We start from the raw sequence: 23,229 nt of genomic DNA, 5'->3' as shown, positions 1-23,229 counted from the left end.
CTAATTTGTGTGCGCGAGACAGAGCGCAGGAGTGGGTTTTGGACATGATGAATCGACGACGTTTTTCCCTGGCCGCTGGCGCGGCCGCCACGCTGGGTGGCTTCGGCATTGCGCGGGCGCAGGGCGACACGCCGCTGGTGCTGGGCCAGTCGGCGCCGTTCACCGGGCCGGCGGCGCAGCTGGGCATCCAGTTCAACCAGGGCGCCAAGCTGTTCCTGGATGCCTACAACGCCCAGCCGGGCCGCCGCGACGTGGTGATCAAGAACCTCGACGACGGCTACGAGCCCGAGCGCTGCGCCGCCAACACGCAGAAGCTGATCGAAGAGGACGTGTTCGCCCTCTTCGGCTACGTCGGCACGCCGACCAGCCTGGCCGCGCTGCCGCTGGCGGTGAAGGACAAGGTGCCGTTCATCGCACCGCTCACCGGCGCGATGTCGCTGCGCGAGCCTTTCCAGAAGAACGTGTTCCACCTGCGCGCCTCGTACAACGACGAGACCGCGCTGATGGTGAAGCAGCTCACGCACCTGGGCCTGAAGAAGATCGCGGTCTTCTACCAGAACGACGCCTACGGCAAGGCCGGGCTCGACGGCGTGACGCTCGCGCTCGGCGAACAGCAGCTCAAGCCGGTGGCGCTGGCCACGGTGGAGCGCAACTCGGCCGACGTGGCGCAGGCAGTGAAGACCCTGGTGGCGGCCCGGCCCGACGCGGTGGTGCAGGTTGGCGCGTACAAGGCTTGCGCGGCCTTCATCCGCGAGGCGCGCAAGGCGGGCTACGGCGGCACTTTCTTCAACATGTCTTTCGTTGGCACGCAGGCGCTGGCGGACGAGTTGGGCAAGGATGCGGCCGGCGTGATGGTGACGCAGGTGGTGCCCTCGCCCTACAACGCGGCCAATGCGCTGGCGCGCGAGTTCACCGACGCGGTGCGCAAGGCCGGCGGCGGCGCGAGCGCCAATTTTTCGAGCATGGAAGGCTACCTGGCCGCGAAGGTGCTGACCGAGGGCCTGCGCAAGGCGCCGGGCAAGCCCACGCGCGAGAGCCTGATCGCAGGGCTCGAAAGCATCGACCGCCAGCAGTTCGGCGGCTTCGAGGTGTCGTTCTCGGCCAAGAACCACGTGGGCTCGAAGTTCGTCGAGCTGTCGATGCTGACGGGCGACGGCCGCGTCAGGACCTGAACTTCTTTCGTGGAATACCGCGGGACCGGCTTTGCCGGGCCGCAGGTATTGCCCCCTTGAGGGGGTTGGCGTAGTGACACGAAGTGCGCGAAGCCCCGGGGAGTGGGTCAGGCCGTCAGGCCATCCACAGCCTGGAACATCGCCTGCCGAGCCTGGCTGACGATCTGCCCGCGCCAGGCATCGGTGTCGGTATAGAACGCCTCGAGCATCCGCGCGCGGATGCCGTCGGCCAGATCGGCCGGCGCCTCGGGATGCTTGTGCAGCCAGTGGTCGGCGCGCAGGGCGCCGGTCACTTCGAGCATCGGCAGCGTGCCGTATTCGAGCGCGATGCCGGTGTACTCGGCCTGCGGGCATTCCTCGTACGCCGAATCCCACATCATCCCGCGCAGCAGCGCCGATGTCGAAGAACCGTCGTAGATCGAGGTGACGGGCGCGGCCGGCGTGCCCCACCATGCATTGGCGCGAGCATAGGCGGCCTTGTCGTCGCGGCCGGCGAAGATGCGTTCGCCCAGCCCGTTGGGGCCGAGCCCCGTGTGCAGGTCGATCCAGGCGATGCGCCGAGCATTGCCCGCATGGCGCTTCAGCACGCTGCGAATCGTCTTGTTGCTCCAGGTCGGCGCCCTGCCGCCGAAGAACAGGCCGTCGTCGAACTGGTACTGCCCGCTGGTCACTGCCGCCTGGAAGGCAGTGGCGCCGTGCTTCTCGATCCACTTGGCGACCGCCGCCTGGTTCTCGGGGGTGGGCGGCCAGGTGGCGGGCAGCAGCAGCTCGTGCAGCTTGGCGTAGGCCTCGTTGACCGGCACCGGCTTCGAGAAATCGATGAAATTGCGGTTCAGGTCGACGTTCTCGTGCGTCACGCGACGGCCGTGCGAAAAGCCGTGCGGATTGAGCGCGTGCACATACAGCACCGCCACGCCCTGCGCCTTCGCCTTCTCGCGCCATTCGGCGTCGTGCAGCGCGAACACCTGCACGCCGCTGCCGCAGTGGCCCTCGACGCCGTGGCAGGCGCTGGTGACGATCAGCAGGTTCTGCGCGTTCGCGTCGCCGTCGAGCGCGACGTCCATCGACAGGTCTTCGCCGTCGCGCCCCTTGAGCGGATGCGCATGCGGCTCGACCGAGAGGCCGGCACTCACGCAACCCTGCAGGAACTTCTGGCGCGCCTGGGCATAGCGCGGCGAGAAGGCTTCGGCGATTCCGATCATGTGGCGATCAGGCGCTTGCGCCGCCGGGCTTGAGGAACTGCTCGGCGATCTGCACCCAGCAGGTGGCACCCAGCGGGATGAGATCGTCGTTGAAGTCGTAGCTCGCGTTGTGCAGGGTGCACGGGCCTTCGCCGTGGTGCACGTCGCGGTGCGTGCCGTCGCCGTTGCCGATGAAGGCGTACGCGCCCGGCTTGGCCTGGAGCATGAAGGCGAAGTCTTCCGAGGTCATGGCGGCCTCCTGCTTCAGCACGTTCTCGGGGCCGACGATGCCGCCCATCACGCGGCGCGCGAAGTCGGCCTCGGCCTCGGTGTTGACGGTGGGCGGGTAGTAGCGCTCGAAACGGAAGTCGCAGGTGGCGTCGTGCGCCGCGCAGATGTGGTCGCAGATCTGCTTCATGCGCGCCTCGATCATGTCGAGCACCTCGATCGAGAAGGTGCGCACCGTGCCCGACAGCTCGCAGTTGTCCGGAATCACGTTGTTGGCTTCGCCGGCGTGGATGGTAGTGACGGAGATGACGGCCGAATCGGTCGGCTTCATCTTGCGCGTGAGGATGGTCTGGAAGGCCTGCACGATCTCGCAGGCGATCGGCACCGGGTCGATGCCGGTCTGCGGCAGCGCGGCGTGGCCGCCCTTGCCGATCACGTTGACGAAGAACTTGTTGCCCGAGGCCATCACCGGACCGGGGCTCACGGCGAACTGGCCGGCCTTCATGCCGGGCCAGTTGTGCATGCCGAAGACGGCGTCCATGGGGAACTGCTCGAACAGCCCTTCCTTGATCATTTCGCGGGCACCGCCGCCGCCCTCTTCGGCCGGCTGGAAGATCAGGTACACGGTGCCGTCGAAGTTGCGGTGCTTCGCCAGGTGCTGCGCGGCCGCCAGCAGCATGGCGGTGTGGCCGTCGTGCCCGCAGGCGTGCATCTTGCCGTGGTGCTTGCTGGCGTGGGCGAAGGTGTTGAGCTCGGTGACGGGCAGCGCGTCCATGTCGGCGCGCAGGCCCACGGCGCGGCTGCTGGTGCCGTTCTTCACGATGCCCACCACCCCGGTGGTGCCCAGGCCGCGGTGGATGGGAATGCCCCATTCGGTGAGCTTGCCTGCCACCACGTCGGCGGTGCGGACTTCTTCGAAGCAGAGTTCGGGATGGGCGTGGAGGTCACGTCGGACGGCGGCGATGCCGGCGGCCTGCGTGACGAGCGAGTCGATGAGTTTCATGGCGTGGTCGTCTCAAAACGCCAGTCTATCCACTCCGGCGTTTCGAGGCACCCGCAAAGCCTCGTTATCCGGTATTCAGTGCCCGGCGGTCCAGAAGCCGATGTGCGGCGCGGAGGCTTCTTCCTCCAGCAGCGGCCCCACCACCTCGACGCGCCGCTGCCCGCGCGCGAAGACCTCGCGGCAGGGCAGCGAGAAGGTCGGGTTCTCGGGATGGTCGCCGGTCAGGCCGAGCAGCGCGTGCTCGGACAGCGCGTAGACCACCCGCCCGATGTTCGTCCAGTAGATGGCGCCCGCGCACATGCAGCAGGGCTCGGCGCTGGTGTACAGCGTGCAGCGCTCCAGCTGCCCGGGCGTAAGCAGGCGCGCGGCCTGCGCCGCTGCCGCCAGCTCGGCATGCTGCGTGGGGTCGCCCTCGGGCGGCATCGAGTTGTTGCCCGCGGTGGCCACGACTTCGCCGTGCTCGTTCGCCACCAGCGCGGCAAAGGGATGGCGCCCACGCGCCTTCGATTCGTCCGACAGCCGGATGGCCATGCGAAGCAGTTCGAGGTCGCGCGGGGACAGGTCGGCGCTCATGTCTGGACGACGCCCCGCGTTCAGCGGCCGATGCTCTTCAGGTAGTCGGCGCGCGCGGCCAGCGCAGTGTCGGTGAAGTCGGTGAACACACCGTCCACGCCGAGCTTGTAGTACACGCCGTATTCGTTCTTGCCGTCCTTGTTGTAGTCGGAGGCCAGGCGGCGCGACTCGTTGCGGAAGGTGAAGGGGTGCACGAACAGGCCCGCCTTGTGCGCGTCGGCGATCAGCGAGGTGGGCGCCGTGGAGGTGGCGTCGGCGTCGTTGATCTTGCCGTCCTTGTTGACGTCCACCGGCTTGCCGTCGGCGCCGATGGTGCCCTTGATGCTCACGATGTAGCGCTTCCAGGGGCCGATGCCGTCGGCATACGTCTTGATCTCGGCCAGGCCCGCGGGCGTGACCATGGCGTCGAAGTTGCGCTTGTCGCCGGCCTTGGTCCAGTCGTAGGGGCGGTCGCTGGGCACGGCGAAGGTCACCGCGCCGGTCTTCAGGTCGACGCTGTCGCCGTCGATCAGCTGAACGATCTTCGTGTTCAGGCCCTTGCTCTTCATGTACTTCAGGCTGCCCGGCTCGAACGACTGCACGTAGATCGGCGCGGTCTTGCTGTTCCAGCCGGCGGCGTTGATGGCCGCGATGACCTTGTCTTCCAGCGGCAGGCCCAGGTCGCGGAAGTAGGTCGGGTTCTTCGTCTCGGGGTAGATGGCGATGGTGCGGCCGGTTTCCTTCGACTTCGCCTTGGCGAAATCGATGATCTCCTGGAAGGTCGGGATCTTGTACTTGCCGTTGAACTCCTGCGGGCGCTCGGCATCGGTGGAGATGCCCCCCAGGGTCTTGATCTCGGCCAGCGTGAAGTCGTTGCTGAACCAGCCGGTCTGGGTCTCGCCGTCGACCTTGATGGTCTTCTTGCGCGAAGCGAAGCGGGGGTGCTTGGCCACGTCGGTGCTGATGGCGAGGTTGGGGTCGTGGCGGGCGATGAGCACGCCGTCCTTGGTGGAGACCAGGTCCATCTCGATCACGTCGGCGCCGAGTTCGATGGCGCGCGCATAGGCTTCGAGCGTTTCTTCCGGCAGATAGCCCGATGCGCCGCGGTGGGCGATGACCAGCGGCGGGTTGCCGTCGAGCGTCAGCAGCTTGTTGCTGGAGGGTCCGGTGCTGCTGCAGGCTGCCACGCAAAGGGCGGCTGTGGCGGTCAGGGCGATCTGAAGGGTGCGCATGGTCGTGGTTTCTCCGTCCGAATGAAGAGGCGCAGGGTAACCGCTTCGCGTGACAGCTTCGGCACCCACGCTCGCGCGGCGCCGACTTCCTGGAGAATGTGTTGCATGCTCCATACGCTTTCCCCCCAAAGCCTGCTGCTGGCCCAGACCCTGGTGCGCATGAACACCGTCAGTGCCAACAGCAACCTCCAACTGATCGACTTCGCGCAGAGCCACCTCGCGGCCCTGGGCGTCAAGAGCCGCATCACCTACAACGCCGAGCGCACCAAGGCGAACCTGTTCGCCACGCTGGGCGAAGGCAAGCCGGCCGGCGTGATCGTCTCGGGCCACACCGACACGGTGCCGTGGGACGGGCAGGACTGGAGCGTCGACCCGCTCTCCGCCGTGGTGCGCGACGAGCGGCTGTACGGCCGCGGCTCGGCCGACATGAAGAGCTTCATCGCCATCGCGCTGTCGAACGCGAAGCGCTTTTTGGGAAGCGACTCGCCCTTCGCGGTGCACTTCGCATTCAGCTACGAGGAAGAGATCGGCTGCTTCGGCGTGAAGGAACTCATCGCCGACATGCGCGAAGCCAACATCAAGCCGCTGGCCTGCATCGTGGGCGAACCCACCAGCATGGTGCCCGCCATCGCGCACAAGGGCGTCTACCGCTACAAGTGCTGCGTGCGCGGCAAGGAGGCGCATTCGTCGCTCACGCCGAAGTCGGTCAATGCCATCGAGATGGCGGCGCGCGTGATCGGCAAGGTGCGCGACATGGCGGAAGGCTTCGAGCGCAGCGAGCCGCGCTACGAGGGCTTCGACGTGCCATTCAGTACCGCGAGCGTGGGCCAGTTCCACGGCGGCATCGCCGACAACGTGGTGCCGCGCGACGCCGAGTTCCGCTACGAGTTCCGCGACCTGCCGACCGCCGATGCGAAGCGCATGCAGGCCGACGTGGTGGCCTACGCGGGCAGCATCGAGCCCGCGATGAAGAAGGTGGCGCCCGATGCGGGCTTCAGCTTCGAGACCATCTGCGAGATCCCGAGCTTCCTGGGCTCTGCCAACGACCCCGTCACGCTGCTGGCGCAGCGCCTGGCAAGCGAGGATCGCACCACGCTGGTGGCCTTCGGCACCGAAGCGGGCCTGTTCAAGAACGCCGGCATCCCCACGGTGGTGTGCGGTCCGGGCAGCATCGAGCAGGCGCACCAGCCCGACGAGTACGTGAGCCTCGAGCAGCTGGCGCGCTGCGAGCTGTTCATGGAGCGGCTGGCTTCTTCTTCTGCCATCGGCTGAGATGGGCATTGCTTTCCGGGGCGTCGTTCGGGGCGCGCTCACGCCGACGGGGGACATTCGCGGAGGGGGGTACCCGGTGCCCTGTGCACGCACCCCGGAGCATCGCGGCTGTGCGACGAAAGACTGACGGGCTTGAATTGACCGAAAGCAGCACCCCACTGCAGCGCATGAAGCGCGTCGCCCTCGGCCTGCTGTGCGGCGCCGCCGTGCTCTACGCAGTGGCCAGTGCACTGCATGCGCAGCACCCGGCGTGGGGCTACGTCGCCGCCTTCTCCGAAGCCGCGATGGTCGGCGCCATTGCCGACTGGTTCGCGGTGGTGGCGCTGTTTCGCCATCCGTTGAGCCTGCCGATTCCGCACACCGCCATCATCCCGAGCAACAAGGACCGCATCGGCGCCAAGCTCGCGGGCTTCATCTGCGACAACTTCCTGAGCACCGGGCAGGTGCTCGGCAAGCTGCGGGAATTCGATGCGGCCGGGCGCATCGCCGACTGGCTGGCCCGGCCCGCGAGCGGCGAGAAGCTCGGCGAATGGGGCGTGGCCGCCGCGCGCTACGGGCTCTCGGCCTTCGACGACGAGCGGGTGCGCGACTTCCTGGGGCGCGCCGCCGCGGCGGGCCTCGAGAAGATCGATCTCTCGCGCCTCACCGGCCAGGCGCTCGACGCGCTCACCGCCGGCGGGCGCCACCAGGCCCTGCTCGACGACGTGCTGCAGCAGGTGGCCGGCCTGCTCGAAGGCGACGAGGTGCAGGCGCACATCACCGAGGCCATCGCGCGCGAGATCAAGACGCTGCGCTACGTCGGCCTCGACCAGGTGGCCGCCAAGCTGGCCACGCGCAAGATCGTCGCAGCCGTGGCGCGCACCATCGGCGAGCTGGCGGCCGAGCCCGACCATCCGATGCGCAGGCGCTTCGATCACTTCGTCGACGACTTCGTGGTGCGCCTGAAGCTCGACCCCGAGTTCCAGCAGCGCGGCGAGCAGATCCGCGCCGAGCTCGTCGCGCACCCGGCCCTGGGCGACTACCTGCATGGCCTGTGGGGCGAGCTGCTGGCGTGGCTGCACGACGACCTGGGCCGCGGCGACTCGACCATCCGCCGGCGCATCGCCTCGATGGCCGCCGCGCTGGGCACGCGGCTGCAGGGCGACGAGGCCATCCGCCGCTGGATCAACGAGCAGATCGAGGCGGCCGCGCCGCTGGCCATCGAGCGCTACCGAGAAGACATCCGCCGCTACATCGAGGAACGCGTGGGCGAGTGGAACGCTCAGGAAATGACGCTCGAGCTGGAGCGCCACATCGGGCGCGACCTGCAGTTCATCCGCATCAACGGCACGCTGGTGGGCGGGCTCGTGGGACTGCTGATCCACACGGTCACGCAGCTGCTGCGCGGCTGAGCGGCCCCGGGTAATCCACAGCGGACGAAAGTCCGCATCCTGTCTCCGGAGAGACCCCGCGGCCCCTCCCGCCTCCTAGACTGTTTCGCGCATCGATCAACCAGAGGAGACACGCACCATGCCCCGTCGAAGCAGCCTCGGCGCCCTCGCGCTGACCGCCACCCTCGCCCTGCTGGGCGCCTGCGGCAGCCTCGCGCCGCCATCGGCCACGCGGCCCGCTTCCTGGGGCCCGCCCGAGGCGCTGGTCGCCCCGTCGTCCTTCGCGGGGGTGCATGGGCTGGCCATCGACGCCAAGGGCCGGCTGCTCGCCGGCTCGGTGCTCGGCAACACGCTGTGGGAGGTCGACCGCAGCACCGGCGCAGCCAAGGTGCTGATCGACGCGCCCGAGGGCCAGGCCGACGACATCGCCGTCGGCCCGAAGGGCGAGCTGGCCTGGACCAACTACCTCATGGGCATGCTGCGCTACCGCGAGAGCGACGCCGCGCCCATGCGCGTGCTCGCCAAGGACCTGCCCGGCCTCAACTCGCTCGACTTCGACCGCCGCAACGGCAGGCTCTACGCCTCGCAGGTGTTCCTGGGCGACGCGCTGTGGGAGATCGACCGCGAAGGCCAGAAGCCGCCGCGGCTCATCAAGAAGGACATGGGCGGCTTCAACGGCTTCGAGGTGGGGTCCGACGGCATGCTCTACGGGCCGCTCTGGTTCAAGGGCCAGGTCGTGAAGATCGACCCGGCGAACGGCGCCATGACCGTGATCGCCGATGGCTTCAAGATCCCGGCCGCCGCCAACCTCGACGGCAAGGGCAACCTCTGGGTGGTCGATGCGCGCAGCGGCGAGCTGGTGCGGGTGGACCTCGCCACCGGCCGCAAGACCGTCGCGAAACAGCTGCGGCCCTCGCTCGACAACCTCGCCATCGCGCCGGACGGAACCATCTACGTCTCCAACATGGCGAACAACGAGGTGCAGGCCTTCAACCCCGCCACCGGTGACCTGCGCACGCTCACCAGCGGCAAGTTGGCCGTGCCGGCCGGCATGAAGATCGACGGCAACGACCTCTGGGTGGCCGACGTCTTCGGCTTTCGCCAGGTCGACGTGCGCACCGGCGAGGTGCGCGACGTGTTCCGCATGCAGCGCGACCCCGACCTCGACTATCCGTTCGCGGTCGGGCTTTCGGCCAGGCTCTTCGCGCTGAGCTCATGGTTCACGGGCACGGTGCAGCTGGTCGACCGCCAGACGCTGAAGACCGTCGAAACCATTCACGGCCTGAAAGCGCCGTTCGACGCCATCCCCATGCCCGACGGCAGCGTGATCTACGCCGAGATCGCCACCGGCAGCATCACCCGCGCGAGTGGGCCGAAGTTCTCCGAAAAGTCAGTGCTTGCTAGCGGCTTGAACGGCCCGGTGCAGATGGTCGTCGGCCGAGACGGCGCGCTCTACGTGACCGAGGCGGCCGGCAAGCTCTTGCGCATTCCGCTGGACGCCAGTGCGCCGCTGCGCACCGTGGCCGACGGGCTGGCGCTGCCCGAGGGGCTGGCGCAAACGCCGTGGGGCAGCTTCATCGTGGCAGAGAGCGCGGCGCGCCGGCTGGTGGAAATCGACCCCGTGAACGGCACGCGCCGGACGGTCGCCGAGAACCTGCCGATCGGCCTCGCGCCCGGGCCGGGACTGCCCCCGCCCTATGTGGTGACAGGCGTTGCAGTGGGCCGCGACGGCACGATCTACATGGCTGCCGATCGCAACAATGCGATATATCGAATTCGGCCCGTAAGGTAGCGTAACGAAAAGTTTAGATTTTGATTTACTTTTAAAAACAAATATTACAGACTGCGCGGGACGTCTTGCAGCGTCCCGATCGCATCCGGTGGTCGGGAGTCCGCGAGGCGCTCTTTTCTTGAAAGGGACATCGCATGACACCGCTCGTCACAGGCCAACTTCTGTCGCCCGAGTACGCACTGGGCATGGTCGCGCTTTCGTTCGTCATTTCTTTCGCGGGCTCGCTGGTGGCCCTCATCTGCGCCGGCCGCATGGTCGGGGCGGACGGCAAACCCAACCTCGCCGTCGTGGCCTGCGCAGCAGTGGCGCTGGGCGGCATCGGCATCTGGTCGATGCACTTCATCGGCATGCTGGCGTACCGCCTGCCGGTGGCCATCTCGTACAACATGCCGCTCACGGTGGTGTCGCTGGTGGCGGCCATCCTGATCTCCGGCATTGCCCTCTACATGGCCGGCGGACGGCGCAAGTTCAGCAAATCGGGGTGGCTCGGCGGCAGCCTGCTGGCCGGCATCGGTGTCTGCGTGATGCACTACATGGGCATGTTCGCGATGAACATGCGCGCCTCGATGGACTTCGACCTGACGAGGGTCGGGCTGTCGGTGCTGATCGCCGTCACCGCCGCCGGGGCGGCCCTGTGGCTGGCGTTCAACCTGCGCAAGTTCACACACAAGGTTGCGGCGGCCGTGGTGATGGGCGTGGCGGTCTGCACCATGCACTACGTGGGCATGAGCGCGGCCAGCATGGTGTGCATCGCCACGGCGCCCACTGACGCGCTGGCCATCGGCGGCAGCTACATGGGCCTCACGGTGTTCGGCACGGCCGGCGCGGTGCTGATCTTCATCTACTGGGTGGTCACCGGCAGCAGCCTCGACGCCCCGGTGGCCGCGCGGCGCGCCCGCGCAAGCTGACCTCCCTGCGGCCAGCCAGTAAGCGCAAGCGGGGGCGGCGCCCGCCCCCTAGAGTCGGTGCAGAGCGAAAACAAGCGACCTGCACAGACTCCACATGCCAGTCATCGAATCCCGGCTGCAAGCGGCCAGCGACACCTTCCAGGCCAACCGCACCGACATGCTCGCGCTGCTCGACCAAGTGCGCGCACACGAGGCCCGCGCCGTCGCAGCCTCCGGCGCCTCGGCCGAGCGCTTTGCCAAGCGCGGGCAGCTGCTGCCGCGCGAACGCATCGCGCTGCTGCTCGACACGGGCGCGCCCTTCCTGCCGCTGGCCTCGCTCGCGGGGCTGGGGCATGACGAGCCCGATCTGGCCAGGAGCGTGCCGGGCGGCGGCCTGATCTCCGGCATCGGCCAGGTGTCGGGCGTGCGCTGCATGGTCAGCGCCTCCGACTCGGGCATCGATGCCGGTGCGCTGCAGCCCATGGGCCTGGACAAGCAGCTGCGCGTGCAGGAGATCGCGTTCGAGAACAAGCTGCCCTACGTGCAGCTGGTGGAAAGCGCCGGCGCCAACCTCATGCAATACCGCGTGCAGGACTTCGTGCGCGGCGGCAACATCTTCCGCAACCTCGCGCGGCTGTCGGCCGCGGGGCTGCCGGTGGTGACGGTGACGCACGGCTCCTCGACCGCGGGCGGCGCCTACCAGACCGGGCTGTCCGACTACATCGTGATGGTGCGCGACCGCACGCGGGCCTTTCTCGCGGGGCCGCCGCTGCTGAGGGCGGCCACCGGCGAGATCGCGAGCGAAGAAGAGCTGGGCGGCGCCGTGATGCACACCCACATCTCGGGCCTGGGCGACTACCTGGCGGAAGACGACCGCGACGCCATCCGCATCGCGCGCGCCATCCTCGGCGGCATCGACTGGGCGCGCGACGAAGAGCCGCGCCGGTTCGCGCCGCCGCGCTACGACGCCGAAGACCTGCTCGGCATCATGCCGAGCGACGGCCGCCGGCCGGTGGACATGCGCGAGGTCATCGCGCGCATCGCCGACGGCTCCGAGTTCCTGGCGTTCAGCGAGCACTACGGCAGCGCCACCGTCTGCGGCCACATCCGGCTCGAAGGGCATGCGGTGGGCATCGTCACCAACAACGGCCCCATCGACTCCGACGGCGCGACCAAGGCCACGCACTTCATCCAGGCCTGCTGCCAGTCGCGCACGCCCATCGTCTACCTGCAGAACATCACGGGCTACATGGTGGGCCGCGCGCACGAGGAGGCCGGCATCATCAAGCATGGCGCGAAGATGATCCAGGCCGTGACCAGCGCGACGGTGCCGCAGATCACGCTGCATTGCGGCGCCTCGTACGGCGCCGGCAACTACGGCATGTGCGGCCGCGGCTTCGCGCCGCGCTTCTGCTTCTCGTGGCCCAACGCGCGCACCGCGGTGATGGGCGGAGAGCAGGCGGCGAAGACCATGGCCATCGTGATGGAGGCCGGCATGGCAAGAAAGGGCGCGGTCGATCACGCGAAGATCGAGGCGATGCAGCAGCAGGTCGTCGAGCGCTTCGAGAGCCAGATGAGCGTGTTCACGACCAGCGCGCTGCTGCTGGACGACGGCGTGATCGATCCACGCGACACGCGCGCAGTGCTGGCCGAAGTTCTTTCCGTGTGCCGCGATGCCGATGCGCGCGTGCCGCAGGCCATGCAGTTCTCGGTGGCACGGCCATGAGCAGCGCGTTCCACAAGATCCTGATCGCGAACCGCGGCGAGATCGCGGCGCGCGTGATGCGCACCGCGCGCGCCATGGGCTGCCGCACGGTGGCCGTGTATTCGAGCGCCGACGCGGATGCTGAACACGTGCGGCAGGCCGACGAGGCGGTGTGGATCGGCGAGTCGCTGCCCGCGCAGAGCTACCTGAACATCGCCGCGATCGTCGAGGCCGCGCATGCGAGCGGCGCCGATGCGGTGCACCCAGGCTACGGCTTCCTCGCGGAGAACGCGGCATTCGCACAGGCCTGCGGCGATGCGGGGCTGGTCTTCATCGGGCCATCGCCCGAAGCCATCCGCGCGATGGGCGACAAGGCCGGCGCCAAGCGGCTGATGCAGGCGGCGGGCGTGCCATGCATTCCGGGCTACCAGGGCGAAGACCAGCGCACGGAAAAGCTCGCGGCCGAGGCGGCGCGCATCGGCTGGCCCGTGATGATCAAGGCGACCGCGGGCGGCGGCGGGCGCGGCATGCGGCTCGTCACCTCGGCGGCCAACTTCGCCGAGCAGTTGCACAGCGCGCAATCCGAAGCGCTCAATGCCTTCGGCGATGCCACCGTGATCTTGGAGCGCGCCATCATCGCGCCGCGCCACATCGAGATCCAGGTGTTCGCCGACCGGCACGGCAACGTCATCCACCTCGGCGAACGCGACTGCTCGGTGCAGCGGCGGCACCAGAAGGTGATCGAGGAAGCGCCCTCGCCGGCCGTGTCCGACGCGCTGCGCGAACGCATGGGCGCGACCGCCGTCGCGGCGGCGAAAGCCATCGCCTACGAAGGCGCGGGCACATTGGAATTTCTGCTCGATGCAGAGGGCCAGTACTGGTTCATGGAAATGAACACGCGCCTGCAGGTGGAGCACCCGGTGACCGAAGCAGTGACGGGCCTCGACCTGGTCGAGCTGCAATTGCGCGTCGCGGCCGGTGAGCCCCTGCCCTTGACGCAGCAGGACGTGCGCATCGCCGGCCACGCCATCGAGGTGCGTCTGTGCGCCGAAGACCCACGGCAGGGCTTCCTGCCGCAAAGTGGTGCGCTCGCGGCATGGCGGCCTTCGCCCGCGCTGCGCACCGAACACGCCTTGCGCGACGGTGCCGCCGTGCCGCCCTTCTACGACTCGATGATTGCCAAGCTCGTGGCGCACGGCCGCACGCGCGAGGAAGCCCGGCAGCGGCTGGCCGCGGGCCTGCAGGACACGGTGGCGCTCGGCCTCTCGACCAACCAGCAACTGCTGCAGCGTGCACTGTCGCACGATGTGTTCGCGAGCGGCGCGGCAACGACCGCCTTCATCGGCGATCACCTCGAATCGCTGCTTGCCGCGGATGCCGTCAACGAAACCCGCGCTGCATTGCTGGCGGCGCTGTTGCTGCAACTGGGCGAGCGCGGCCGGCCCTCGCCGCTGGCGCACAAGCTTCCCAATTCCCTGCGCTTCTCGCTCGACGGCGTGGTGCGTGCGGCCCGCGTGACACCGCGTGGTGCCGGCCGATTCGACATCGCACTGGACGGCGCAGCCCCCGTGCAGCTCGCATTGCTCGCACTGCCTGGCGACGGCGGCCTGCGCTTCTCGTGCGGCGGGCTGGCCGAGCAGGCGTTCGTCGCGCGGCAAGCCGAACGCGTGGATTTCCACTTTCGCGGCCAGTCGTTCCGATTGGAGAACCTCACGCACGTCGCGGTGGCGCGCACCGACGGCACCGACAGCGACGGCCTGCTGCGCGCCTCCATGAACGGCCGGGTGATCGCGCTGCTCGTGGCCGAAGGCGATGCGGTCGCTGCGGGCCAGCCGCTGGTCACGCTCGAGGCGATGAAGATGGAGCACGTCCATTGCGCGCCGCGCGCCGGCCGCGTCGCCCTGCATGTCGCGGTGGGCGCGCAGGTGGCCGCGCGCCATGTGGTCGCGCAGGTCGCGGACGCATGACGGCGACGGCTCCTACCAATTTCCGAAGGTCATTCGCATGAACGCCCCCTCCTCCCGCTACCGTTCCGTCTTCGCGCCCGGCCTGTTCGACGGACAGGTCATCGTTGTCACCGGCGGCGGCTCCGGCATCGGCCGCTGCACCGCGCACGAGCTTGCCGCGCTCGGCGCGCAGGTGGTGCTGGTCGGCCGCAAGCCCGAGAAGCTCGAGCAGGTGAAGGCCGAGATCGAAGCCAGCGGCGGCAAGGCAACCACGCAGGCCTTCGACATCCGGCAGGAGGAAGCGGTGTGCGCGGCCATCGCCGCTGTCATTTCCACCCACGGCCGCATCGACGGCCTGGTGAACAACGCGGGCGGCCAGTACATCACGCCGCTCGCCGCGATCACGGCCAAGGGTTGGGAGGCGGTGATCCACACCAACCTCACGGGCGGCTTCCTGGTCGCGCGCGAGTGCTACGTGCAAAGCATGCAGGCCAACGGCGGCGCCATCGTCAACATCGTGGCCGATATCTGGGGCTCGATGCCCAACATGGGCCACAGCGGCGCGGCGCGCGCCGGCATGGTGAGCTTCACCGAGACCGCCGCGCTCGAATGGGCCGCGAGCGGCGTGCGCGTGAACGCGGTGGCGCCGGGCTACATCGCGTCCAGCGGCATGGACCATTACCCGCCCGAGGCCGGCGGCATGTTGCGCGCCATGCGCAACACCGTGCCAGCGGGCCGTTTCGGCAACGAGGCCGAGACCTCCGCCGCCATCGCATTCCTGCTGAGCCCCGCTGCCAGCTTCATCAGCGGCAGCGTGCTGCGCGTGGACGGCGCGCGGCCGCAGGTGCGCATGGGCTGGCCAATGGAGATTCCCGATGCGCAGACACAGCAGCGCGCGGCGGTGAGGCCTTTCGACGGCTTTCACCTCGCACAGACGCCGCGCGTGTTCCGGAACGACGAGCCCAACGACTGATTGGAGACAAGCGACATGCAGTACACCCACGAACACCTCGAGATCCAGAAGACCCTGCGCCGCTTCATCGACGAAGAGATCAACCCGCACGTGGACGAATGGGAAGAGGCAGAGATCTTCCCCGCGCACGAGGTCTTCAAGAAGCTCGGCAACCTGGGCATGCTGGGGCTGAACAAGCCCGAGGCCTTCGGCGGCGCGGGGCTCGACTACTCGTATGCGATGGCGATGGCCGAGGCGCTCGGCCACGTGAGTTGCGGCGGCGTGCCGATGGCCATCGGCGTGCAGACTGACATGTGCACGCCCGCGCTCGCGCGCTTCGGCAGCGACGAACTGCGCCACGAATTCCTCGTGCCCGCCATCGCCGGCGACACGGTCGGCTGCATCGGCGTGAGCGAGCCCGGCGCGGGCAGCGATGTGGCGGGCCTCAAGAGCCACGCGCGCAAGGACGGCGACGATTACCTCATCAGCGGCCAGAAGATGTGGATCACCAACAGCCTGCAGGCCGACTGGATGTGCATGCTGGTCAACACCAGCGACGGACCGGTTCACCGCAACAAGTCGCTCGTGATGGTGCCGATGGACAGCCCCGGCATCGAGAAGGCGAAGAAGATCCGCAAGATCGGCATGAACTCGAGCGACACCGGGCTCATCTACTTCGACAACGTGCGTGTGCCGCAACGCTTTCGCATCGGCGAGGAAGGCCAGGGCTTCGTCTACCAGATGCAGCAGTTCCAGGAAGAGCGCCTGTGGGCCGCCGCGAGTTCGCTGGAGCCGATGGAAGACTGCATCGCGCAGACCATCGAGTGGGCGCAGCAGCGCCACATGTTCGGCGCCACGCTGGCCGACCAGCAGTGGGTGCAGTTCAAGCTGGCCGAACTCAAGACCGAGGTGGAAGCGCTGCGCGCGCTGACCTACCGTGCCTGCGACCTGCATGTGCAGGGCGAGGACGTGCTCGAGCTCGCGTCGATGGCCAAGCTCAAAACCGGCCGCCTCACGCGGCAGGTGGCCGACACCTGCCTGCAGTTCTGGGGCGGCATGGGCTTCACGCTCGAGAACCGCGTCTCGCGCCTGTACCGCGACGGCCGGCTCGGCTCCATCGGCGGTGGCGCGGACGAGGTCATGCTCGGCATCCTCGCAAAGACGATGGGCATCGCGAAGCGGCCGCCGCGCGGCTGAGGCGCCCATGGACGCCGAACTGCAAGCCGACCGCGCGGCGCTCGCCGACACGGTGCGGCGCCTTGCCGAAAGCGAGATCGCGCCGAACGTGCAGGCCTGGGATGACGCGGGCGAGTTTCCGCGCGCGCTCTATGCACGCGCCGCCGAACTGGGATTGCTCGGACTGGGCTACCCCGAAGACCTGGGCGGTACGCCCGCTTCGTATTCGCTCAAGCTGCCCGCATGGATCGCACTGGCGCGCCACGGCAAGAGCGGCGGTGTGCTCGCAAGCCTGTTCTCGCACAACATCGGATTGCCGCCCGTGGTGCTGCATGCGAGCGATGCGGTGCGCCGCGAGGTCGTGCCGCCGGTGCTGCGCGGCGAGAAGATTGCCGCGCTCGCCATCACCGAGCCCGGCGGCGGCTCCGACGTGGCCGCGCTGCGCACCATGGCAAGGCGCGACGGCGATCACTATGTGGTGAACGGCGAGAAGACCTTCATCACCTCAGGCATGCGCGCCGACTGGATCACGGTGGCCGTGCGCACCGGCGAAGGGCACGGCGCGAGCGGCATCTCGATGCTCCTCGTGCCCGGCGATGCGCCCGGCCTTTCGCGCACGCGCCTCGCGAAGATGGGCTGGCTGTGCTCCGACACCGCGACGCTGCACTTCGACAACGTGCGCGTGCCGGCGCGCTACCTGCTCGGCAACGAAGGCGCGGGCTTCCGCATGGTCATGGGCAACTTCAACGGCGAGCGCATCGGGCTCGCGGCGGGCGCACTCGGCTTCTCGCAAGCCTGCCTCGACGAGGCGCTGGCCTGGGCGCGCGATCGCAGGACATTCGGTGCCGCGCTCATCGAGCACCAGGCGGTGCGCCACAAGCTGGTCGACATGCAGATGCGCATCGCCTCCACCGAGGCGTGGATCGAGGCGGTTTCGGCCGAAGGCGACGCGCACGAAGCGGCCGGGCGCTTCAACGCACCCGAATGGGTCGCGCAGGTCTGCATGCTGAAGAACCATGCGACGCAGACCATGCAGTTCTGCGCCGACCAGGCGGTGCAGATCCTCGGCGGCATGGGCTTCATGCGCGGCACGGTGAGCGAGCGCATCTACCGCGAGGTGAAGGTGATGATGATCGGCGGCGGGGCCGAGGAGATCATGAAGGAACTGGCGGCCAGGCAGATGGGCTGGTAGGCGCCAGGGAACGCCGCCGCGCGCCGGGTGTCCAACGAGCCAGCGCTTTCGCTGGGTCGCAGGAGCCCGACATGCTCTCTCTCACCTCCGGCATCGGCACCGTCATTCTTGTCCTGTTGGCGGTGCTGCTCTTTTCCGCGATATGGATCTTCCGGGAATACGAGCGCGGCATCGTGTTCACACTCGGACGGTTCTCCAAGGTTTCTGGGCCTGGGCTGGTGATCGTGATACCGGCCATCCAGCAGGTGGTGCGCGTCGACCTGCGCACCGTGGTGCTCGAAGTGCCGACGCAGGACGTGATCTCGCGCGACAACGTGTCGGTCAAGGTCAGCGCGGTCGTCTACTTCCGCATCGTCGACGCAGAGAAGGCCATCATCCAGGTCAAGGACTTCTTCAACGCCACCAGCCAGCTGGCCCAGACCACGCTGCGCTCGGTGCTCGGCAAGCACCAGCTCGACGACATGCTGGCCGAGCGCGAGAAGCTCAACCTCGACGTGCGCGAGTCGCTGGACGTGCAGACGGCGTCATGGGGCATCAAGGTGTCGAACGTGGAGATCAAGCAGATCGACCTCACCGAATCGATGGTGCGCGCCATCGCGCGGCAGGCGGAGGCCGAACGCGAACGGCGCGCCAAGGTGATCCACGCCGAGGGCGAGCTGCAGGCCTCGGAAAAGCTGTTCCAGGCCGCGCGCGTGCTGGCGCAGGAGCCGCAGGCCATCCAGCTGCGCTACCTGGAGACGCTGACGGTGATCGGCGCGGACAAGAACACGACCATCGTGTTTCCGCTGCCGGTGGACCTGCTGACGAGCTTCCTGGGCAAGCGTTCCTAGCCTGCGCGGCACTGGGTCAGTCGTTCTTCTCGGGCGTTTCGCCCCGTGCAGCCGCAAGCGCGGCCGCCGCGCGCAGCTTGTCCTTCTTGCTCGGCCGCTTGCCCTTGACGCCGCCGGTACCCGACGCATCGACCACGGGCACTGCCACCTCCGTCGGCTCGAAGCCTTCGACGCGTTCGCGCGGCAGGCTCAGCCCCTGTCGCTTCTCGATCAGCCGGAAGTGCGCCTCGGTGGCCGCGCTCACGAAGCTGATCGCCAGTCCGCTCTCGCCCGCGCGGCCGGTGCGGCCGATGCGGTGGATGTAGTCGATCGGCGAGCGCGGCAGGTCGTAGTTGATGACCACGGGCAGCTGCGCGATGTCGATGCCACGCGCTGCGAGGTCGGTGGCGATCACCACGTCCCAGCGGCTCTGCTTGAACTGCGAAAGGATGTCGGTGCGCGTGCCCTGCGCGATGTCGCCGTGGAAGGGCACGGCGTAGATGCCGTTCTTGTAGAGCTTCTCGGCCACGGTCTGCGCCGCATGCTGCGTGGCGACGAAGACCAGCACGCGATCCCATTCGCCTTCGTGCTGCTTCAACAGATGGCGCAGCAACTGCGTGCGGCGGATGGCGTCGACCTCGATCACGCGCTGCACGATGTTCGGCTCGGTGCCGGGCTCGCCCTGCACGTCGACGACGGCCGGATCGCGCAGCATGCCGTCGGCCAGCGCCTGGATGGCGCTCGGGAAGGTGGCGGAGAACAGCAGGTTCTGGCGCTGCTTCGGCAAGAGCGCGAGGATGCGGCCGAGCTCTTCGGCAAAGCCGAGGTCGAACAGGCGGTCGGCCTCGTCGAGCACCAGCGTCGACACGGCATCGAGCTTGAGCGCGTTGTGGTCGACGAGGTCGAGCAGCCGGCCCGGCGTGGCGACGACGATGTCGGCGCCGCCGCGCAGGCTCATCATCTGCGGGTTGATCGACACGCCGCCGAAGGCGACGACGATCTTCAGGCGCTCGGGCAGGTGCTGCGCCAGGCTGCGCATGGTCTCGCCCACCTGGGCCGCGAGCTCGCGCGTGGGCACGAGCACCAGCGCGCGCACGCGGCGCGAGCCCTGTGCGCGCTCGGCGCTCAGGCGCTGCAGCAGGGGCAGGGAAAATGCGGCGGTCTTGCCGGAGCCGGTCTGCGCCGAGCCCCGCAGGTCGCGGCCTTGCAGAATCGCGGGGATGGCCGCGGCCTGGATGGCGGTCGGCGCGGCATAGCCGCTTTCGGCGGCGGCCTGCACGAGCGCGGGGGCCAGGCCCAGTGAGTCGAATGGCATGTAAGCAGACACAGAAGAGAAGAAAGACGGATCGGATGTCGACGATGAAACAGCAGCGCAATCAGGCCGGCAGCGCCCTGGTGTACTCCACGGAAGCGGGCGGCCGCATGTGCCCCGACTGCGGCGAGCCCATGGCCCGGTGCCGCTGCAAGGAGCTCAAGGCGCGCCTGCCGGCCACGGACGGCATTGTCCGCGTATCGCACGAAACCAAGGGACGCAAGGGCAAGGGCGTGACCGTCGTCAAGGGCGTGGCGCTCGATGCGGCGGCGCTGGCGGCGCTCGGCAAGCAGCTGAAAACGGCCTGCGGCTCGGGCGGCACGGTGAAGGACGGCGTGATCGAGATCCAGGGCGACCACCGCGAAACAGTGATCGCCGCACTCGTGAAGCAGGGCCACACGGTCAAGCGGGCGGGAGGCTGAGCACCGATGCAACCCGAAGACCTGCAGCGTCTGGTGACGCTCCAAATGCCTTTCGGCAAGCACAAGGGCACGCTGATTGCCGATCTGCCCGGAAATTACCTGACCTGGTTTGCACGCGAGGGTTTTCCCTCAGGAGAAATTGGCCGGCTGCTCGCGCTGATGCATGAAATAGACCACAACGGGCTCTCCGGCCTGCTGAAACCGTTGCGAAACCGCCCATCGGGCCGAGATGTTTCTCAATAACACACGATTTCCCCACGCTTTTTGTAAATCGGGCCGGATAATCCGGTTTACGTGTCTGTGAGCTTTGTCTCCCGTGCACGTAATTCGGTGATCGGTCAGTTTCGCGCCACAGCGCATTTTGTTTGTTGTGATTCTGGGACTCCATCGCTTTGTCTTGTTGGTTTGAATTAGGAGTCCCTCAATGGGCAAGAAACTCTACGTAGGCAACCTCGCCTACTCCGTGCGTGACAACGATCTGGAACAAGCCTTCGGCGAGTTCGGCGCCATCGTCAGCGCCAAGGTCATGATGGAACGTGACACCGGCCGTTCGAAGGGCTTCGGCTTTGTCGAAATGGGTTCGGATGCCGAAGCACTGGCAGCCATCGAAGCCATGAACGGCCACTCGCTGCAGGGCCGCGCCCTGACGGTGAATGAAGCCCGTCCGATGGAAGCCCGCCCCCCCCGTACCGGTGGTGGCGGCGGCTACGGTGGCGGCGGCGGTGGTCGCGGCGGCTACTAAGCCCTTCCCTCCAGAGCCTTCGGGCTTCTGAATGAAAAGCTCCTTCGGGAGCTTTTTTCGTTTCTGCGCCAGGCTCGAGCGCCTTGGTCAGCTCGGCCTAATGAAAACCCGGTAAGCAATAGTCCGTACCTCCGCGGTCAGCCAACAGTCAGCCGCGCAGAACGACCCTCGACCCTTCATATAAGAGGGGCGAGACATGCGCATCAAGAGTCAGGCGGACTTCTTTTCAGGAGTCATGTTCACTGCCGTGGGAGGGGCCTTTGCGATAGGCGCCACCACCTACACCGTCGGCAACGGTGCCCGCATGGGACCGGGTTACTTCCCGCTGATGCTCGGCATCCTGCTGGCCGTCCTCGGCGCCATCATCATGTTCCAGGCGCTGGTGGTCGAAACCCCCACCGGCGACCCGATCGGCAAATGGGCCTGGAAGCCGCTGGCCTTCGTGCTCGGCGCCAACCTCGCCTTCGGCGTGCTGCTGGGCGGCCTGCCCAGCATCGGGCTGCCGGCGATGGGGATGATCATCGCGATCTACGCGCTCACGATCATCTCGAGCATGGCGGGCGAGCACTTCAAGCTGCGCGACGTGCTGATCCTCTCCACCATCCTGGCGGCCGGCAGCTACGTGGCCTTCATCTGGGCGCTGAAGCTCCAGATCCAGGTCTGGCCTACTTTCATTTCGGGTTGAGGAGCGCACCGCCATGGAACTGTTCCACAACCTCGCGACCGGCTTCGGCGTCGCGTTCACCTTCACCAACCTGCTGTACTGCCTGATCGGCTGCATCCTGGGCACGCTGATCGGCGTGCTCCCGGGCATCGGCCCGGTCGCGACCATCGCGATGCTGCTGCCCGCCACGTACGCGCTGCCGCCCGTGTCGGCGCTGATCATGCTGGCCGGCATCTACTACGGCGCGCAGTACGGCGGCTCGACCACGGCCATCCTGGTGAACCTGCCCGGGGAGTCGTCCTCGGTGGTCACCTGTATCGACGGCTACCAGATGGCAAGGCAGGGCCGCGCAGGCCCGGCGCTCGCCGCGGCGGGCCTGGGTTCGTTCTTCGCGGGCTGCGTGGGCACGCTGATCCTGGCCGCCTTCGCACCGCCGCTGACCGAGCTGGCCTTCAAGTTCGGCCCGGCGGAGTATTTCTCGCTGATGGTGCTGGGCCTGATCGGCGCGGTGGTGCTGGCCTCGGGCTCGCTGCTGAAGGCGGTGGCGATGATCGTGCTGGGCCTGCTGCTGGGCATCGTCGGCACCGACGTGAATTCGGGCGTGGCGCGCTACAGCTTCGACATTCCGGAGCTCACCGACGGCATCGGCTTCGTGGTGATCGCCATGGGCGTGTTCGGCTACGGCGAAATCATCGGCAACCTCTCGCAGCCCGACGACGAGCGCGAGGTGTTCACGCACAAGGTGAAGGGCCTGTGGCCCACCAAGGAAGACTTCAAGCGCATGACGCCCGCGGTGCTGCGCGGCACGGCACTGGGTTCGGCGTTGGGCATCCTGCCCGGCGGCGGCGCGCTGCTGGCAGCCTTCGCGGCCTATGCGCTGGAAAAGAAGATCAAGATGCGCCCCGGCGAAGTGCCCTTCGGCAAGGGCAACATCCGCGGCGTGGCTTCGCCCGAGTCGGCCAACAACGCCGGCGCGCAGACCTCCTTCATCCCGCTGCTGACGCTGGGCATTCCGCCCAACGCGGTGATGGCGCTGATGGTGGGTGCGATGACGATCCACAACATCCAGCCCGGCCCGCAGGTGATGACCAGCAACCCCGAGCTGTTCTGGGGCCTGATCGCCTCGATGTGGATCGGCAACGCGATGCTGATCGTGCTGAACCTGCCGCTGATCGGCATGTGGATCAAGCTGCTGACGGTGCCCTACAAATTCCTGTTCCCGGCGATCGTGCTGTTCTGCGCGATCGGCGTGTACTCGACCAACAACAACACCTTCGACATCTGGATGGTGGCGGCTTTCGGCTTCATCGGCTACCTGTTCCTGAAGCTGCGCACCGAGCCCGCCCCGCTGCTGCTGGGCTTCATCCTGGGCCCGATGATGGAAGAGAACCTGCGGCGCGCGCTGCTGCTGTCGCGCGGTGCGTGGAGCGTGTTCGTCACGCGGCCGCTGTCGGCGGGACTGCTGGTGGCTGCGGCGCTGCTGCTTGGCATCGTGCTGCTGCCGGCGATCAAGGCCAAGCGCGAAGAAGCCTTCGTCGAGGAGTAATTGGCTCGCCCCCAGGCTGCGCGCACTTCGTGTCGCTGCGCCAACCCCCTTCCGGGGGCAACACCTGCGGCCCG

Annotated in this window: 20 protein-coding genes and 1 pseudogene; 16 read left to right on the top strand and 5 right to left on the bottom strand. The window is 67.9% G+C overall.

Annotated elements, in window-relative coordinates:
- Positions 1 to 44: 44 nt before the first annotated feature.
- Positions 45 to 1,172 (top strand): ABC transporter substrate-binding protein, encoded by a 1,128-nt coding sequence (locus ACCD11_RS03255; RefSeq protein ID WP_413312337.1) that lies wholly within the window; start codon positions 45 to 47, stop codon positions 1,170 to 1,172.
- Between the two features lie 107 nt (positions 1,173 to 1,279).
- On the opposite strand, the gene ACCD11_RS03250 is transcribed toward ACCD11_RS03255, so the two are convergent.
- The 4 genes from ACCD11_RS03250 to ACCD11_RS03235 all read right to left on the bottom strand — a co-directional run bounded on the left by ACCD11_RS03250 (position 1,280) and on the right by ACCD11_RS03235 (position 5,368).
- Positions 1,280 to 2,374 carry a M14 family metallopeptidase gene (locus ACCD11_RS03250; protein WP_413312336.1) on the bottom strand — a complete coding sequence of 365 codons (1,095 nt, stop codon included), beginning with the start codon at positions 2,372 to 2,374 and terminating at the stop codon, positions 1,280 to 1,282.
- A 7-nt stretch (positions 2,375 to 2,381) separates the two neighbouring features.
- The gene (locus ACCD11_RS03245; protein ID WP_413312335.1) at positions 2,382 to 3,584 is read right to left on the bottom strand and encodes a M20 aminoacylase family protein; all 1,203 of its coding nucleotides are present in this window, start codon (positions 3,582 to 3,584) and stop codon (positions 2,382 to 2,384) included.
- A gap of 75 nt (positions 3,585 to 3,659) precedes the next feature.
- On the bottom strand, positions 3,660 to 4,157 hold the full coding sequence (locus ACCD11_RS03240) for a deaminase (RefSeq protein ID WP_413312333.1): 498 nt from the start codon (positions 4,155 to 4,157) through the stop codon (positions 3,660 to 3,662).
- A gap of 20 nt (positions 4,158 to 4,177) precedes the next feature.
- Entirely contained in the window at positions 4,178 to 5,368 is a 1,191-nt protein-coding gene (locus ACCD11_RS03235; protein WP_413312331.1) for a glycerophosphodiester phosphodiesterase, read from the bottom strand.
- A 105-nt stretch (positions 5,369 to 5,473) separates the two neighbouring features.
- Here ACCD11_RS03235 and argE point away from each other — a divergent pair, with 105 nt between their 5' ends.
- From argE to ACCD11_RS03185, 10 genes are all read left to right on the top strand, one after another.
- Complete coding sequence (gene argE / locus ACCD11_RS03230) at positions 5,474 to 6,640, top strand: acetylornithine deacetylase (protein WP_413312330.1); 1,167 nt, start codon at positions 5,474 to 5,476, stop codon at positions 6,638 to 6,640.
- Between the two features lie 167 nt (positions 6,641 to 6,807).
- On the top strand, positions 6,808 to 8,031 hold the full coding sequence (locus ACCD11_RS03225; RefSeq protein ID WP_413312328.1) for a DUF445 domain-containing protein: 1,224 nt from the start codon (positions 6,808 to 6,810) through the stop codon (positions 8,029 to 8,031).
- A gap of 118 nt (positions 8,032 to 8,149) precedes the next feature.
- Entirely contained in the window at positions 8,150 to 9,802 is a 1,653-nt protein-coding gene (locus ACCD11_RS03220; protein ID WP_413312327.1) for a hypothetical protein, read from the top strand.
- Positions 9,803 to 9,936: 134 nt separating this feature from the next.
- Positions 9,937 to 10,710: an MHYT domain-containing protein gene (locus ACCD11_RS03215; protein ID WP_007835438.1), complete on the top strand. Its 774-nt coding sequence runs from the start codon at positions 9,937 to 9,939 to the stop codon at positions 10,708 to 10,710.
- A 94-nt stretch (positions 10,711 to 10,804) separates the two neighbouring features.
- A complete protein-coding gene (locus tag ACCD11_RS03210) occupies positions 10,805 to 12,415 on the top strand; it encodes an acyl-CoA carboxylase subunit beta (RefSeq protein ID WP_413312325.1) in 1,611 nt (536 codons plus the stop codon).
- Positions 12,412 to 14,361 (top strand): acetyl-CoA carboxylase biotin carboxylase subunit, encoded by a 1,950-nt coding sequence (locus tag ACCD11_RS03205; RefSeq protein WP_413312323.1) that lies wholly within the window; start codon positions 12,412 to 12,414, stop codon positions 14,359 to 14,361. Before ACCD11_RS03210 ends, ACCD11_RS03205 begins: the two co-directional genes overlap by 4 nt.
- A 37-nt stretch (positions 14,362 to 14,398) precedes the next feature.
- Entirely contained in the window at positions 14,399 to 15,313 is a 915-nt protein-coding gene (locus ACCD11_RS03200; protein ID WP_413312321.1) for an SDR family oxidoreductase, read from the top strand.
- A gap of 15 nt (positions 15,314 to 15,328) precedes the next feature.
- Positions 15,329 to 16,489, top strand: coding sequence for an acyl-CoA dehydrogenase family protein (locus ACCD11_RS03195; protein WP_007835443.1), 1,161 nt, complete (start codon positions 15,329 to 15,331; stop codon positions 16,487 to 16,489).
- Between the two features lie 7 nt (positions 16,490 to 16,496).
- Positions 16,497 to 17,660: an acyl-CoA dehydrogenase family protein gene (locus ACCD11_RS03190; RefSeq protein ID WP_413312319.1), complete on the top strand. Its 1,164-nt coding sequence runs from the start codon at positions 16,497 to 16,499 to the stop codon at positions 17,658 to 17,660.
- 71 nt (positions 17,661 to 17,731) lie between these two features.
- The gene (locus tag ACCD11_RS03185) at positions 17,732 to 18,490 is read left to right on the top strand and encodes a slipin family protein (RefSeq protein ID WP_413312318.1); all 759 of its coding nucleotides are present in this window, start codon (positions 17,732 to 17,734) and stop codon (positions 18,488 to 18,490) included.
- A gap of 16 nt (positions 18,491 to 18,506) precedes the next feature.
- Here ACCD11_RS03185 and ACCD11_RS03180 read toward each other — a convergent pair whose 3' ends face one another.
- Positions 18,507 to 19,784 (bottom strand): DEAD/DEAH box helicase, encoded by a 1,278-nt coding sequence (locus tag ACCD11_RS03180; protein ID WP_413312317.1) that lies wholly within the window; start codon positions 19,782 to 19,784, stop codon positions 18,507 to 18,509.
- A 44-nt stretch (positions 19,785 to 19,828) separates the two neighbouring features.
- On the opposite strand from ACCD11_RS03180, the gene ACCD11_RS03175 reads away from it, so the two are divergent.
- From ACCD11_RS03175 to ACCD11_RS03155, 5 genes and pseudogenes are all read left to right on the top strand, one after another.
- Positions 19,829 to 20,203 carry a translation initiation factor Sui1 gene (locus ACCD11_RS03175; protein WP_413312440.1) on the top strand — a complete coding sequence of 125 codons (375 nt, stop codon included), beginning with the start codon at positions 19,829 to 19,831 and terminating at the stop codon, positions 20,201 to 20,203.
- Between the two features lie 6 nt (positions 20,204 to 20,209).
- On the top strand, positions 20,210 to 20,446 hold the full coding sequence (locus tag ACCD11_RS03170; RefSeq protein ID WP_007835452.1) for a DUF3820 family protein: 237 nt from the start codon (positions 20,210 to 20,212) through the stop codon (positions 20,444 to 20,446).
- A gap of 181 nt (positions 20,447 to 20,627) precedes the next feature.
- Positions 20,628 to 20,942, top strand: a pseudogene (locus ACCD11_RS03165) (RNA recognition motif domain-containing protein); the annotation flags it as partial.
- Between the two features lie 199 nt (positions 20,943 to 21,141).
- Positions 21,142 to 21,630, top strand: a complete 489-nt coding sequence (locus tag ACCD11_RS03160; RefSeq protein WP_007835454.1) for a tripartite tricarboxylate transporter TctB family protein — start codon at positions 21,142 to 21,144, stop codon at positions 21,628 to 21,630.
- Positions 21,631 to 21,643: 13 nt separating this feature from the next.
- On the top strand, positions 21,644 to 23,155 hold the full coding sequence (locus ACCD11_RS03155; protein ID WP_413312315.1) for a tripartite tricarboxylate transporter permease: 1,512 nt from the start codon (positions 21,644 to 21,646) through the stop codon (positions 23,153 to 23,155).
- Positions 23,156 to 23,229 lie beyond the last annotated feature (74 nt).

This window comes from Variovorax sp. Varisp36 (assembly GCF_047304235.1).
In the GTDB taxonomy this organism is placed as follows: domain Bacteria; phylum Pseudomonadota; class Gammaproteobacteria; order Burkholderiales; family Burkholderiaceae_C; genus Variovorax.
Note: the sequence above shows the minus strand (reverse complement) of the source record. Positions and strands in the feature narration are given on the sequence as shown.

Excerpts from the sequence above, each read along its gene's own strand:
- ACCD11_RS03255 (WP_413312337.1), top strand. The coding sequence starts at position 45 with ATGATGAATCGACGACGTTTTTCCCTGGCCGCTGGCGCGGCCGCCACG.
- ACCD11_RS03250 (WP_413312336.1), bottom strand. The coding sequence starts at position 2,374 with ATGATCGGAATCGCCGAAGCCTTCTCGCCGCGCTATGCCCAGGCGCGC.
- ACCD11_RS03245 (WP_413312335.1), bottom strand. The coding sequence starts at position 3,584 with ATGAAACTCATCGACTCGCTCGTCACGCAGGCCGCCGGCATCGCCGCC.
- ACCD11_RS03240 (WP_413312333.1), bottom strand. The coding sequence starts at position 4,157 with ATGAGCGCCGACCTGTCCCCGCGCGACCTCGAACTGCTTCGCATGGCC.
- ACCD11_RS03235 (WP_413312331.1), bottom strand. The coding sequence starts at position 5,368 with ATGCGCACCCTTCAGATCGCCCTGACCGCCACAGCCGCCCTTTGCGTG.
- argE (WP_413312330.1), top strand. The coding sequence starts at position 5,474 with ATGCTCCATACGCTTTCCCCCCAAAGCCTGCTGCTGGCCCAGACCCTG.
- ACCD11_RS03225 (WP_413312328.1), top strand. The coding sequence starts at position 6,808 with ATGAAGCGCGTCGCCCTCGGCCTGCTGTGCGGCGCCGCCGTGCTCTAC.
- ACCD11_RS03220 (WP_413312327.1), top strand. The coding sequence starts at position 8,150 with ATGCCCCGTCGAAGCAGCCTCGGCGCCCTCGCGCTGACCGCCACCCTC.
- ACCD11_RS03215 (WP_007835438.1), top strand. The coding sequence starts at position 9,937 with ATGACACCGCTCGTCACAGGCCAACTTCTGTCGCCCGAGTACGCACTG.
- ACCD11_RS03210 (WP_413312325.1), top strand. The coding sequence starts at position 10,805 with ATGCCAGTCATCGAATCCCGGCTGCAAGCGGCCAGCGACACCTTCCAG.
- ACCD11_RS03205 (WP_413312323.1), top strand. The coding sequence starts at position 12,412 with ATGAGCAGCGCGTTCCACAAGATCCTGATCGCGAACCGCGGCGAGATC.
- ACCD11_RS03200 (WP_413312321.1), top strand. The coding sequence starts at position 14,399 with ATGAACGCCCCCTCCTCCCGCTACCGTTCCGTCTTCGCGCCCGGCCTG.
- ACCD11_RS03195 (WP_007835443.1), top strand. The coding sequence starts at position 15,329 with ATGCAGTACACCCACGAACACCTCGAGATCCAGAAGACCCTGCGCCGC.
- ACCD11_RS03190 (WP_413312319.1), top strand. The coding sequence starts at position 16,497 with ATGGACGCCGAACTGCAAGCCGACCGCGCGGCGCTCGCCGACACGGTG.
- ACCD11_RS03185 (WP_413312318.1), top strand. The coding sequence starts at position 17,732 with ATGCTCTCTCTCACCTCCGGCATCGGCACCGTCATTCTTGTCCTGTTG.
- ACCD11_RS03180 (WP_413312317.1), bottom strand. The coding sequence starts at position 19,784 with ATGCCATTCGACTCACTGGGCCTGGCCCCCGCGCTCGTGCAGGCCGCC.
- ACCD11_RS03175 (WP_413312440.1), top strand. The coding sequence starts at position 19,829 with ATGAAACAGCAGCGCAATCAGGCCGGCAGCGCCCTGGTGTACTCCACG.
- ACCD11_RS03170 (WP_007835452.1), top strand. The coding sequence starts at position 20,210 with ATGCAACCCGAAGACCTGCAGCGTCTGGTGACGCTCCAAATGCCTTTC.
- ACCD11_RS03160 (WP_007835454.1), top strand. The coding sequence starts at position 21,142 with ATGCGCATCAAGAGTCAGGCGGACTTCTTTTCAGGAGTCATGTTCACT.
- ACCD11_RS03155 (WP_413312315.1), top strand. The coding sequence starts at position 21,644 with ATGGAACTGTTCCACAACCTCGCGACCGGCTTCGGCGTCGCGTTCACC.